The sequence below is a fragment of the Haliscomenobacter sp. genome, assembly GCF_041740695.1.
Taxonomy (GTDB): Bacteria; Bacteroidota; Bacteroidia; order Chitinophagales; family Saprospiraceae; genus Haliscomenobacter.
Window position 1 is genome coordinate 65,163 of record NZ_JBGSLK010000098.1, and the last position, 11,402, is coordinate 76,564.

General features: G+C 48.2%; 7 protein-coding genes. All 7 read right to left on the bottom strand.

Annotation, left to right across the window (positions count from 1 at the left end; translation table 11 throughout):
- Window positions 1-2,073 carry an alpha-galactosidase gene (locus tag ACEW9O_RS19695; RefSeq protein WP_373551909.1) on the bottom strand — a complete coding sequence of 691 codons (2,073 nt, stop codon included), beginning with the start codon at window positions 2,071-2,073 and terminating at the stop codon, window positions 1-3.
- A gap of 24 nt (window positions 2,074-2,097) precedes the next feature.
- Complete coding sequence (locus ACEW9O_RS19700; RefSeq protein WP_373551910.1) at window positions 2,098-3,549, bottom strand: glycosyl hydrolase family 28 protein; 1,452 nt, start codon at window positions 3,547-3,549, stop codon at window positions 2,098-2,100.
- Window positions 3,550-3,749: 200 nt separating this feature from the next.
- Window positions 3,750-5,918, bottom strand: coding sequence for a formylglycine-generating enzyme family protein (locus tag ACEW9O_RS19705; protein WP_373551911.1), 2,169 nt, complete (start codon window positions 5,916-5,918; stop codon window positions 3,750-3,752).
- A 9-nt stretch (window positions 5,919-5,927) separates the two neighbouring features.
- Complete coding sequence (locus ACEW9O_RS19710; RefSeq protein ID WP_373551912.1) at window positions 5,928-7,427, bottom strand: glycoside hydrolase family 28 protein; 1,500 nt, start codon at window positions 7,425-7,427, stop codon at window positions 5,928-5,930.
- Between the two features lie 24 nt (window positions 7,428-7,451).
- Entirely contained in the window at window positions 7,452-8,768 is a 1,317-nt protein-coding gene (locus ACEW9O_RS19715) for a Gfo/Idh/MocA family protein (RefSeq protein WP_373551913.1), read from the bottom strand.
- 18 nt (window positions 8,769-8,786) lie between these two features.
- Entirely contained in the window at window positions 8,787-9,644 is an 858-nt protein-coding gene (locus ACEW9O_RS19720; protein WP_373551914.1) for a PKD domain-containing protein, read from the bottom strand.
- Between the two features lie 24 nt (window positions 9,645-9,668).
- Window positions 9,669-11,402: a RagB/SusD family nutrient uptake outer membrane protein gene (locus tag ACEW9O_RS19725; protein WP_373551915.1), complete on the bottom strand. Its 1,734-nt coding sequence runs from the start codon at window positions 11,400-11,402 to the stop codon at window positions 9,669-9,671.

The following is an 11,402-nucleotide window of genomic DNA, read 5'->3' on the forward strand; positions in this document are numbered from 1 at the left end:
TTACTTTTCGGTGATGGAATATTGATACAAAACAAAACTGTTCTTACTGGGCAATTCAAAGGCCACACTGCCCTCGGCTTGAACCAAGGCTTCGAAAGATTTCCCCGCACCAGCGATCAGCGTACATTTTACTTTTTTGCCCATTGGCAACCAGGTTTTTACGGCCTTTCTGGCTTCAGTAGTGGCTTCGCGAAACACCAGGAGGTAGCCGGATTGTGCATTGCCGATCGATTGGAAGCCCGTCCATTGCAAACCATCCGGTTCGTTGCCGATTGGAAAAATTTGGCCAGCATGTATTTTGGTATTGTGCTGGAGATAAGTTTTGATCAGCTTGGTGGTCGAAAAGGCTTCTGCGGGCAGCCCGGTGCCTTCAAACCAAGCCAGGGGCTGGGCAAACATAGTGATAGCAAAAAGGTAGTCAAAGGAGTAGTTTTTGGGAGCAAAAGGGTCGTTAGACAAGTATTTATCCAGGTTGCGCCACTTGTTCAAAAACTCAATCTGGAAGTTTTGTGCCGGGACGTATTTTGACAACATCCACAAGTTGCGCAGGGTATTGTAGGGGTAATAATTGGTCCAATCCGTATAGCGGTTTTCCAGAAAAATATTGCCATATTCATTGAGGTAATGGTAGCCCCCCCGGCGATTGGCGGTTACATCCAGGTTGAACACCACCTGGTGATCCGTAGCTTGGCTGACTTTGTCCAGAAACTTCCGAAAATTCACTTCCGCCAGTTTATCAGGTAAAGCGACCCCATCAATCTTGAAGGTGCGAATGCCGTATTTCTGGTAGATTCCAATCAAGACATCGGCGTCTTTTTCCCAATATTCGTTGCTGTTGTCCTTGCTGGGATTGAACCACAGGCAGACCTCAATACCCAGTTCTTTGCCCTTTTTTACGACGGGAGCGAGTCCGTTGGGGAATTTTTCGGGATGTGGTTCCCAGTATTTGGGATTGTCCCAGATTTGTTCCAAAGATCCCCCTTTGAACGCGGAATTGGAAGAACGCCCCAACTGCCAGCCATCGTCCAGTTGGAAATGGGTAATGCCCAGTTTGGCACCCGCTTCCAATTCCAGCAAGGCAAATTTTTCACTGACCCTGGTGTCCTGGCCGCGGTCGCCCCAGGTGTTCATGAGCACCATTTCGTCTCGTCCGGGCACATGGATGCGCAGTTTGCGCTGATAAGTACGCAGGGCTTTGTAACGATTGTTGGGGTCACCTGCATATACTCCGGTCACAAATCCATAGCCGCGCCGCCATTCCGAGGGGTGTAAATCAGCCGGATTTAAACCCGCACCAATGATACGCAGGGTGCCAAACTCGGTGAGGAAGTCGCCGCCAGGATAGGCCAATTGCACATTGGAGGTGGGGGCTTCTTTGAGTATGAACACCCCGTGATTGCTGGTATTGTCGTGGGCAAAAAGTAGGTTTCCGCGGTACAAATTAGGTCGGTAAGAGATGGCCTGAATGGTGTTCACCAGATTGTTAAAGCGGTCGGTGATGTCATAAAACTCCACGGCATCCAAGCGCCAATGCCGGCCGGGTAATTCTAATTTTTCAATCACCGGGGTATTGCTCCCGGCGGTGCTGGCGCTCAATTTTTCGAGGTTAACCATATCCGCCAAGTTTGTGCCTGGCTGAAGCCAAACAGCATTAGAGCTGCCTCGAAAATAGAGGTCGCAAGCAATAGCCGGGCAATCGGGATAAATGCGAAATACCCGCTTGACCTCCAGTTTATCCAAAAAATAAGTGACTTCTGCGCTCAGGTACTCGGGTGTGACCGACGTTTTGGGAACAATTTTTGCCTCAAAGCGCGCATTTTCAGCCTTCTCCCCTTGCCCCGTGAAGATCAAGTCGGGTTTATTGCCGCTCATCAGCCAGGTTTTTCGATTGGCCTTGTCACTTAATGCACGCGAAATGAGGTTGCCTTGGTTCCAGAAGTAAGTTCTGGAAATCAGATTATTGGCAATGTATAGCGTATCGTTTTTTAAGGTAGCCGTGCATGATTTGATGTCTTGGGCTTGCATAAACTGAAGCAAACCAAGCAGAAAGCAAAAACAAAGGAAGTATTTCATGATGGTCTGAAGTTAATGCACTTTTTATTCAAAAGTGATGCCGGTGGCAAATTCATTTTTGTCCATGTTGGCATCCGAAAGTGAATTCACTTTGGAGCCGCCCAGTTTGAAATTTTTAAACTTGATGCCATTGATGGGGCTATTTGCCGTTCCTAATAAATCCCCTTCATCGACATTTTTATCGTCGATGCTGAGGTTTTCAAACAACCAATTGCTCACCCCTTTGTAACCGGAATTCAATACGAGGAACTTATTGGTGTTGTAACTGCTGGTTTTGGGATGCGCTTCGATGCGCAGGTTCCGAAAAGTGATGTTGCTCATCGCTATTTTGGTGCCTTCCGCCTCATCGACCAGAATAAGCGCAACGCCACCATCTTTGCCAATGAGGTTGATGTTTTCGAAGAGGATGTTGCTGGTTGAAGTTTGTTCACTCAACCAATACAATCTTCCCCAAGGGCCACCCCAGGCTACGATATTGGAAATTTTACAATTGGTGGCGCCGTGCGACATGAAGATGTCGTCATTGTTAAAAATAAAACAATCATCGATGAGGTGGTTGCGGCCGTTGACCCAAAAACCATCGGAATTTCCATTCCAGGAGACTAGTTTGAGGTTCTTGAATTGGTTATTGAACGTCAGGTTGTCGCTGTTGTAAATGGGAATGGTCCAACCGCAACTGTTGGCAATGATCAAACCTTCCATTTGCAGGTTGCTCACGCCATTTGCTTTGATGGCAGAATGCGCCCCTAACCAACTCACCGCCGTGGACTCGTGCTTCCACTCGCCCATGGAAAGGATACCCCGACCTTTTATACTGACGTTTTGGGTGTTGTAGGGGATCAAAAAAGAGCCTTCCACTACAGCTCCCGCAGCGATGTATACTGTTTCATTGGATCGGATGGTCTTTTGCAAACCAATGTGGTGAATTCCAGGGCCATAATAGTAAGTCGCCGCAACATTGGGTACATCCGGTGCCTCCGCAAACAAAAACAGCGGATTGGTTCGATCATTTACTTCGATCGAAACCTTTTTGGGTTCGCTCAGGGTAAAGCTGATGACGTTGCCATTTTGAACTGGGTTGATGCCAAAATTCAAGGGCCTGATTGTAACCTTATTGGCTGAAAAATTACAGGTGATTTTTATGTCCACCGCCGTTTCGCTGAAGGCAAAACTGCTGAAAGAGGCGGCAGTTTGTGGCTTGGGTTTGCTGCCAAAATAGGTGTCCACCCAATAATTATCGGTTTTGTACACAAAGATGGTTTGGAAATCGGTATCACCTTTCCGCCGCACTTCTACTTTGTAATCATTGGATTGCGTCAGGTGTTCTACAGTGCTTAAATCCCCAGGAGCAGGATAAACGATCAGTTTTCCACTGGCAGTTGGGGTGGTTGGGACGACTGGAGCGCCTACTTCTGGCTTGTCGCAAGCAGCACTCCACAAACAAAAAAGGAACAGCAGTAAGATGATGTTTTTCATGGTTTGGGTTGATATTAGACTTTATGAACAGAAGCTCACTTGGCCAGAATGGGCCCTTTTTGAGCTACTTTTCGGCTATTTTTTCGTCCGTAGCGCTGCTACGCACTCAAAAATAAGCCTCAATTAGCTCAAAAATCCCTCCATTCTGTCTCAAGCAGCTTCTATTCATAAAGTCTATTTTTTGGGAAAAGAGGTTTGGGTTAATAATTTTGCAGATCGACTACACACCTGAACCCAATGGTAGCGCAGCGATCCAGCCCTGGCCAGGTCAGCAGGTATTTGGCACCAAAACTGCTCGTTTGAGCACCTTGATCCGCGTACCATTCCGATCCCCGATTGACGTACCACGCTCCACCCCTCAGGATGCAGTAGCGGTTGTAACCATCGCTGCGTTCACTTTCGGTCCATTGCCAAACGTTGCCACTCATGTCGTAGAGCCCCTGCTGAGTCCTGCCTTTTACAAATTGAGAGATAGGAGTCGTACCAGCCCATTGGCCAGTATTGACCAGGGTTGAATCGAATTGATTTCCCCAGGGATAGACCGTGTTTGTTGATCCATTTTGGGCGACCCACTGCCATTCTGCCTCAGTGGGCAAACGTTTTCCGGCCCATTTGGCGTAAGCACGGGCATCTTCCAGGGCAATCCAGGTAACCGGATGGTTTTCTTGCCCAGGTGTAGGACTGCCCTTACTCCAGTGTTTGAGAAAATTTTCGGGGTGCTTAGGCTGGTACTTGCTGGCCTGAAGAAATTGCAAAAACTGGGCATTGGAGACCAGCGTTTCATCCATTGCAAAAGGTTTTAGTTTCACCCGTACGTCTCCTTTGGTAATTTCATTCCTGGCTTGGCTGTAGGAAAAATCGAGAAAATCCCCCAGTGGGTAAAATCCTCCTTCGCGCTGCCGAAAACTAAAACTGAGCGTAACTGAATCTAGGGGAACCGGGATATTGATCATCCCTTTGGGCAAATTGGCCTTAGTATATTTGAGGGTAGGGAGGTAAGTTTTTAGTTGGTGTTTGGGCAACTGGTATTTGGTGCTAAAATCTGCGCGTTGGTGCAGGAGTTTTTGGCTTTTGAGAAAGTCGAAAAAAGCAGGATTTAGGTCTTTTTCAGGAATGGCGAGGATACGTGCAATGGCTTTAGGCGGCAATTGGATGTAAAGACTTGTTTTCCCCTGTTCAGTTTTGACTTTAATTTCATGGCCACTGATCAAGTCAAAATAACGCATACCCGCTACTGCGTCCTCTTTCCATAATTTTCCAATGGCCCATTGTTCCTGTCGGTTGATGACGGTCCAAAGTTTTTGTTGACCCAATTGCCATTGGTTGGCATAAACCCGGTTGAGTTGGGTAGGAAAAAGTGGAAACCAGGTGCCTTGGGTAAAAAAGTCGCTGAATTGGCGCAAAACTGGCAACATGCTGCGCAATAAAGTACGGTCACGCGGATTTACAGGATTGACCGTACCAAAAACATTTTCCCAAATTACCACCCCACAACCATTCATCCAGGCATTTTGCAACAGCGTGGATTGTTCGTGGCTGAAGCGCGAAACGCGATAAATCATGTGTCGTTGTTCCAACCAGCGGTTGCGCACCAGCGCGGGAATTTCCTCAAATTCGAGGCTCTTGTATTTTTCAGACCAACCTACTTCCAACCAGGATTGGTGAACCTGGTTCAAAACCTCCGGGCGAATTGGAATTTCAGATTGGAAAATGGCATTGGGGTTGCTGCTTTGCATTTGTTGGAAAAAACCTTCAAAATTGGAAATGGTGTCGAGGTAGACGCCGTCGGCGCCGGTTTTTTGCAACAATTCAAGCAATTCCTCCTCATCCGTCAGCCCTTGATTGCGGGAAATGTTGTCCCAGGGATTGTAGGCAATCATTAGTTTTTTGCCCATTTGGTGCAACTCGGTGCAAAGTTGTTTCAAGGCAGCCACGCCCCCGGGTAAGTTCCGGTAAAAGGAATATTGACTGCGATTGTCAAAACCCAATTGTGGATAGGTGGGCCAAAGTACTACAACGTCTACTTTGCCATAATCCTCTTCGTATTTTTTGAGGCAGCGTTTGATATCAAAGCGGTAATTGGCGTCGTAAAGGGTCAATTCATTGGCCATCAGGAAAAAAGTGGAATAGGCTTTGGAGGCCCAGGCATACTCCCTTTTTTGATAGTTTTCACCCTGATAATTCAAGTGTTGGCGTACCGAATCCCTCCAGGCACTCAAGCTCAAGCGCCACGCATTCCACTGATCGGAAGAAGTAGGTACTTCGATCAATTGGTAGTATTTTTCGGTAATCTTGCCTTTGTTCTGCCCCTGGAGCTGTGCTGAAAAACAAGCAAACATCAGCAGGGCAATCGTAAATTTGCTCAACATACTTTGGTTCTAATGTATAACCTCAACTGCATCACTGTTTTTTTGCACCAGCAAAGCAGGTTGCAACTCCAGGTGATGGCCATTGAGGAGGATGTTTTTCAATTTTATCGCTTTGGTATCATCGAAATGAAGGGCAGGTCTGGCTTCATTTGTTGGGTAATGCACGGAGACATCCCGCATGATCAGCCCACGGACATGACGCACGTAAAAAGCACTGGAGGGCAATTTGGTGCCAAAAGTCAGTCGATTTTCAGGATAGCCCTTCACATTTTCGCTGATGGTAGTTGGGAAGGTTTTTAAGGAGTCGGCGCTTACAGCAATGGGGATACTGATTTGGAGATTGGACAATTGTACCTGTTCAATCGGGCTTTCTTCCAGGCCAGCGATGATCAATGGAATGATGCTACGGCACTCCGCCCGCACATTTTGGATGCTAATGTGGCGCATCACCGAAGGTTTTTGCTCAGGGTTCAAAAAACGTTTGCCTACCCGAATAAAGATTGGGCTAAGCACATCAGTCATTACAATATTGGAGAAACTGATGTTTTCAACAAGCCCACCATCTACCCCCAAAATCACAATCCCGGTATTGACACTTTGGGTATCGGGCAGGTGGACGATGCTGGGGGGCATTTTCCAGTGGCGATACCCATTGAAGGAGGCTTTTTTGATCACACAATTGTTGACTGTAACATTGCGGAATCCACTGCGAGAACCTGTGCCCAACTTGATGCCATTACAAAGTGAAGAAACCACACAATTGGTAACTGTAATGTTTTCACAAAACTGATTCAGGTATTCACTTTTGAAACAGAGTGCATCGTCTTCTGAATCGATGATACAATTCGAAATGGTTACGTCTTGTGCATCCACATCGACGCCATCACAATTCCAATTGCTCAAGCTTTGTACAAAAATGCCATCGATATTGACCTTTTTGCAGCCCGAAATAGAGATGGTAATTTGGGCAGCGTTTAAAACATGTACATCCCGCAACAACACATCAGTACAGCGAATAAAAAACAGGTTTTTGGGTTTCCCATCTTTGTTGATCCCCAATTGATAAACTGCGGCATCCCCAGCCCCTCGAACCGTTCCCTTGCCGATGATCCCTACTTGTTCGGCCTGATCAGCAATGATGAGTGCCTTCATGGTTTCTACAAACAAGCCATTGTGGGTAATGGTGCCAAATTTTTTGGCAGCCAAAATGTTGTGATCGGGATAATCCAGGGGATTGTTACTGCCTTGAATCACGGCACCAGGCATCAAATGGAGGTATACCCTGGATTTTAAGAACAGGGTTCCCGTATAATAATTTCCAGCGGGCACAATCACCTCCCCACCACCCTGGTTAAAACAGCGGTCAATGGTGGCTTGAATGGCTCGGGTATTCAGGGTTTTGCCATCACCCTTGGCCCCGAAGGTGGTGATGTTGTAGGTTTGGGCACAGCATGCCAGGGCGAGTAAGGCCACACCTAGGCTCAAACCCGCTTTTTTGAAAAAATCCATACGTTTATACTTTGTGTGGTGGTTTTAAACCGTCATTTCCCAGCCTTTTTCGTAAGTCCGTCCCCACAATTTTGTGGCAGCTTTGTTGTTGAGGATGCGTCCGTTTTGTGGGTCGCATTGTAGGGTTGTTCCGGTGCGTTGGGCAATGTTGGCTAGGTGGCAAAGCAGCACACTGCGGTGACCCTCTTCGACCGAGGCTGTAACCGTTGCGTTCCCCCGCACACTTTCGATAAAGTTGCTCAAGTGGTACATATCGGCATTGCCGCTGGCGCTCACTGTATTGTTTGGATCAGCCTTGACGTTCGATTTGATTTCTTTGACCAGCTTGTTGGCCGTATCGTATACTTTGTAATCCCCACCGCCATAGTTGACGAGTGTACCTTTGTCTCCATAAATGATAAAACCACGGCCGCTGCCTTCGATGGGGTAGGAGTTGCAGCTGCGGCCTTCCCAGGTGATGGTTTTATTGTTGCCAAATTCAAAGGAAGCAATTTGGGTATCGGGGGTTTCCCAATCGTCTTTAAAGGCGTAGCGCCCACCTGCTGAAGTTACCTTAGAGGGGAAGTCGACTCCTAAGAACCAGCGGCAGCAATCGATCTCGTGGTTGCCATTGTTGCAGGCTTCGCCGGTGCCCCAATGCCAAAACCAATGCCAATTGTAGTGTACCAGATTGTCCTGGTACGCCTTACGCGGTGCGGGGCCTTGCCATAGGTCAAAATCCAGGGTAGTGGGCACCGGGATGGATTTTCCTACCCCAATCGATTTGCGCGAATTGGTGTACCAGGCTTTGGCCATATACGGATTGCCAATCAAGCCAGCGCGTACTTCTTTCACGGCTTCGATCAGGGTAGGGAAGGAGCGACGCTGGCTACCTACCTGGACAGTTTTGCCGTATTTTTTTTGCGCTGCGATGAGCATTTCACCTTCCTGGGGATTGTAGCTGCAAGGCTTTTCAACGTAAACGTGTTTGCCGTTGGCCAGGCCAAGCAGGGCCGCAGGAGCATGCCAGTGGTCGGGTGCAGCGATGACCAGGGCATCGAAGTCATTTTTGCTGACCAACTTGCGGATGTCTTTTTCTACCACAGGCTTTCGTGCGGCATTTTTGACCGCACTTAAGCCTTTTTTGATTGCACCATCTTCCACATCGCAGAGGTAAGCCACCTCTACGCCAGGAATTTCAGCAAATTTTTCAGCGTGGTAAGCCCCACGGCTGTTGACCCCCATTACGGCGACCACTACTTTATTGCTGGGTGCATTTTTGCCGAATACCGGAAAGTTCAGTATGGTTAACCCTCCTGCGCTGGCAAGTGAGGCGTTTTTAATGAAAGTTCTGCGCTTCATAAGGCAATGTTTATGAATTTATGGAATCACGATACTTGCTGTTTTCACCGAAGGAGGACCGGTAACCCCGGTTGCGGTCAAGGTAACTGTGTAGGTCCCCGCAGCAGCGTATTTATGGCTTGGCGAAGGAGTGGTCTCCGCTGGCGATCCATCACCGTAATTCCAGGAATAGGTCACCCCATTGGCCGTACTGTTGCTGAAATTCCCAGTTTTGGTTTCCGCATACACGAACGATGAAAAATTAGCCGCCGCTAGTAAAACCTGAGCGGGGTCAATTAAAATTACCGTGGTGCGGAGTGGCACGATTTGGGGATTATCGGCGTTGGTGTTGGGCTTGATCGACACCCCCATGGCGTACCTTTTTTTAGGATTGTCGTTCAGGCTATTGATTAAAAAATTCAAATCGATCGGCAGTATAAAATTTGCATTGGTCTCACCAGCTTTGACGGTAAGCGATCCGGGCAACGCAAATGCGCTCGATGGAAGGAGCTCGGTCGTAACCGCTGGATCAGCAGCCACCGCAAACTTGTTGAGCGCGATCAACTTGTTGATGGTATCGGTATTGGTCAACACACTTACCTCGACCTCACCATCAAGACTGACTCCGGAACGGATTACCCCTAATGGTACGTTGAATTTTTTAGTGGCTGCGTCAATGATGAACCTGGTCACTACACCTTCAATGCGCGGTGTGATGGTATAAATGCCATTGGCACCAGGGCCTACTGTTGCTACTGCAGCCTGAGACATGTAGAAGTTTTGAGCAGGATAAATGGCTTCTCCGATGAGACCTTGTTTGTCACAGGAAGCAAACAGAACGACAAATCCCAGGAAAAGTAGTGCCCAAAAATTGCTGAAGAAAAGGTGTTTTTTCATTGGTGAAATTTTAATTAGTGCTGGTTACCACAATGGATTTTGTACGATCAAGGGCGAAATGTTCAGGTCGTTTTGCGGGATCGGGTACAGGTACATTTTCGGGTCAAAAGTGCGTTGCTCCACTGTGCTAGGCGTATAGCTGAATGCGCCAGTCGTTGCGTCGCGGGTAATGTCAACTCCGCGGAGTGGCGTGCCAAAATAAGTCGGCCCTTGCATCCAACGGCGCACATCCCAAAAACGATGGTCTTCAAAGGCAAATTCCACCCTTTTTTCGTTCCGAATTGCTTCTCTCACCTCCGCTTGCGACAAACCAGTCGGCAAACCGGGCATGGCTACCCCGGTTCTGCTTCTGACCCGGTCGTAGAATGTTTTGATGTCCGAATTACCCGGACTCCACTCATTCAATGCTTCGGCATAATTCAAATAAATTTCCGGGTAACGGAAAATGATCCAGCTGTGTACCCCAGTATTGTTGTTGTTCAGGTTCAAACTTTCGATTTGGTATTTTCTCAGGTAATAGCCAGTCTTAGAGGCATTGGTGATGGGTTTGCCGTCGAGTCCTGAGGTATACAATTGCGCCTTGCGTGCAGGGGTGCCAAAGGAGGCATCATTTCTTACGACGGTCATTTCCAGCCGCGGATCGCGGTTTGCATAAGGGTTAGCCGCCATGGCTGGATTGTTCCAATCAAACTTGACCGCAGTAGTGGCATTTACTTTTACCTCGTACGCATCGACCAGATTTTGGGAGGGCGTATTGCCACTTTGCCCTTGAGGGAATCCAATCGGTGAGTTGATCCGTTCAAACTGGTTGCTCGCACCATTCCGGCGGGTAAAAATAATTTCCGCGTTGTTGAAGGTATTGAAGAGCGCCTTGTAAGCGCCCAAGTTGGGCAATGGCGCGGCGTCAATGACGGCCTTGGCGGCATCAGAAGCCGCCTTCCAGCGGGCATTGCGGTCTCCAGCGGGCAAGGAAATGTACTCTGGTTTGGCATACCCAGCGGCCCAGGAGGGGTTGTTGAACAATTCGCTGGCCGCATACAACAATACCCGACTTTTTAAGGCCAAGGCGCTCAACTTGGTTACCCTACCCAGATCCGTGGCCGCCACATAAGGTAGGGTCGTTGGATTGAGTGGCAATTGTAGGGCCGCCGAATCGCACTCACTGACGATGAATTTGATACAATCGTCCAGGGTATTGCGCTGGGTTTTTGAAAAGTCGGCGTCTACTTCGAGGGCTTCGTTGAGCAGGGGCACTCCGCCGTAACGTTTTACCAACTCAAAATACATAAAGGCCCTTAAAAATCTGGCTTCGTAAGCCCATCTTTTGATGGCCGCCAGGTTGGTTTGATAAACGGTTTGCGCCGATGGATTGGGATCCAATCTCCAGGGGTCAAGGTTCACTTTACCTGTAGACAACAGGAATTGGTTCACTTTACGGATGCCCCGGTAATAACGATCCCAAACAAAATCGGGATTGCTCACCGCATTCCAACTGCCGGAGTTGAAACTTTGGACGGCATTGGTTTCTGCCGTAAACTCAGCTTCATCGGTAGCAGCACCCATCATGGCTGCGCCGCCGATGTACAAAGTGCCATCGGGAAGGTCGGCATAGATGGCATTCAACAGTGCCTGCACATTGCCAAATGATTGTTCAATTTCATTGCGACCAATGGTCGTGACGAAATCCCGGTCCAGTTTTTCGCAGCTCGCCAAAGCAAGTACGCCACAAACCGCAAACAGGTAGCTATATCTTTTCAT

Coding starts and splice junctions, on each gene's coding strand:
- ACEW9O_RS19695 (WP_373551909.1), bottom strand. CDS start 2,073: ATGAAATACTTCCTTTGTTTTTGCTTTCTGCTTGGTTTGCTTCAGTTT.
- ACEW9O_RS19700 (WP_373551910.1), bottom strand. CDS start 3,549: ATGAAAAACATCATCTTACTGCTGTTCCTTTTTTGTTTGTGGAGTGCT.
- ACEW9O_RS19705 (WP_373551911.1), bottom strand. CDS start 5,918: ATGTTGAGCAAATTTACGATTGCCCTGCTGATGTTTGCTTGTTTTTCA.
- ACEW9O_RS19710 (WP_373551912.1), bottom strand. CDS start 7,427: ATGGATTTTTTCAAAAAAGCGGGTTTGAGCCTAGGTGTGGCCTTACTC.
- ACEW9O_RS19715 (WP_373551913.1), bottom strand. CDS start 8,768: ATGAAGCGCAGAACTTTCATTAAAAACGCCTCACTTGCCAGCGCAGGA.
- ACEW9O_RS19720 (WP_373551914.1), bottom strand. CDS start 9,644: ATGAAAAAACACCTTTTCTTCAGCAATTTTTGGGCACTACTTTTCCTG.
- ACEW9O_RS19725 (WP_373551915.1), bottom strand. CDS start 11,402: ATGAAAAGATATAGCTACCTGTTTGCGGTTTGTGGCGTACTTGCTTTG.